The organism is Actinophytocola sp. NPDC049390 (genome assembly GCF_044466355.1).
Lineage (GTDB): Bacteria > Actinomycetota > Actinomycetes > Mycobacteriales > Pseudonocardiaceae > Actinophytocola.
Genome location: NZ_JBITMQ010000047.1, coordinates 1 through 1,965 on the forward strand (window position 1 = coordinate 1; position 1,965 = coordinate 1,965).

Annotated in this window: 1 protein-coding gene; it reads left to right on the forward strand. The window is 64.3% G+C overall.

Features of this window, described 5'->3' with window-relative positions:
- The first annotated feature begins 258 nt into the window (after positions 1-258).
- A complete protein-coding gene (locus tag ACIBVP_RS45705) occupies positions 259-1,857 on the forward strand; it encodes an IS1634 family transposase (protein WP_396112823.1) in 1,599 nt (532 codons plus the stop codon).
- The last annotated feature ends 108 nt before the right edge of the window (positions 1,858-1,965 follow it).

Sequence of the window (1,965 nt, forward strand, 5' to 3'; positions counted from 1 at the left end):
CCCGGGTTCCGCAGCTAATCGCGGTTCTGGGTTACGGCTGGGGTTGGATCTGCTGGTCAGTGGTCTGGAACATGGTGTGAAACACGGTTCCGCCTAGATACACGCTTGTCGGTGATTTCGTGGATGTGCATGGCTTAAGGGGCTATCGTCTAGTCCATGTACCTGCGGTCGACGCCTCGGCGGAACAAGGATGGCACCGAAGTCCGCTACCTGCAGTTGGCGCACAACGTGTGGGATCCCGCGTTGAAGCGGTCGAAGGTGCAGGTCGTCTACAACTTCGGTCGTGAGGACGCCGCGAACCGGGAGGCGCTGGGACGTCTGATCGCGTCGGTCACCCGGTTCCTGGACCCCGACGCTGTCCTGGCCGCCACTGCGGAGGGGCTGGCGTTCACCGAGTCCCGGCCGTTGGGCGGCACCTGGGTGCTGGACGCGCTCTGGCAACGGCTGGAGATAGGCAAGACGATGAAACGCCTGCTCAAGGGCCGCCGACTCGACCCGAACGCGGAGCGGGTGCTGTTCGCGCTGGTCGCCAACCGTGCCCTGGCCCCGTCCTCGAAGCTCGCGGCCTCCCGCTGGGTGAACAACGACGTCCATATCGACGGGCTTGCCTCCACCAGCGACGACGCCTGTTACCGGGCGATGGACTGGCTGATCGAGATCTCCGCCAAGCTCGAGGAAGCGGTGTTCGGTCAGGTCGCCAACCTGCTGAATCTTGAGGTGGACCTGCTGTTCTTCGATACCACCAGCACCTACTTCGAGACCGAAGAGGCTGATGAGGCCCTTCCTCGAAACGAACGAGGCGAGGTCGTGGCCGAAGAGAAGGCGACCGACGAACACAAGCGCAAGGGGTTCCGGTCGTTCGGCAAGTCCAAGGACCACCGCGACGACCTGCCCCAAGTCGTGATCGGCATGGCCGTCGCCCGCACCGGCATCCCGGTCCGGGTCTGGTCCTGGCCCGGCCACACAGGCGACTCGGCGTTGATCCGGCAGGTCAAGGACGACATGCGCGACTGGACCCTGTCCAAGATCGTGTGGGTCGCCGACCGCGGCTTCGCCTCCGAACAGAACCGCCTACACCTACGCAAGGGCGATCACCACTACATCATCGGCGAGAAGCTCCGCTCCGGATCGGCCGAGGCCACTGCGGCGTTGGCCCGCCAAGGCCGCTATCAAGAGGTCCGCGACAACCTGCGGGTCAAGGAAGTCCGCATCCGCGAGGACGAGCGGTTCGTCATCTGCTTCAACCCCGAAGCCGCGACACGCGACGCGAAAACCCGAGGCCGACTGGTCACCCAACTCACCGAACTGATCGACGGCACCGACGCACTGAGCGCGACCAAACGGGCCGAACTACGCGGGGTGATCTCCACCAAGCCCGGCCTGAACCGCTACCTGCGCACCACTCCCGGCGGGCTGCTGCGCATCGACGCCGCGAGGATCAAGACCGAGGAGAACCTGGACGGCAAGTACCTACTGCGCACGTCTGATCCCAAGATGACCGCCGAGGACATCGCCCTGGGCTACAAGCAACTTCTCGAGGTCGAACGCGGCTGGCGAGACATGAAACAAGTCATCGACCTGCGGCCCGTCTTCCACCGCCGCGAAGACCGCATCCGCGCTCACGTCCTGCTCTGCTGGCTTGCCCTACTCCTGGCCAGGATCGCCGAGACCACCACCGGACACACCTGGCCCACCCTCCGCCACGATCTCGACAAGATCACCCTCGGCACCTTCACAGGCCCCGCCGGCACCTTCCAACAGCGCACCGAGATCACCAAACACCAACACGATCTCCTCCACGCTCTCCAGATCGACACCCCGCCCAGGATCTACAAACTCACCCCACCCAGCCGCTGACCAGACCGAACTCCTAGATACACACCGTCCCACCAACCGACGGCACGTTTCCGCACGTCAACCCCCAGATTCACGGACTATCTCGCTACAACAGCTGCGGAAGCCAGG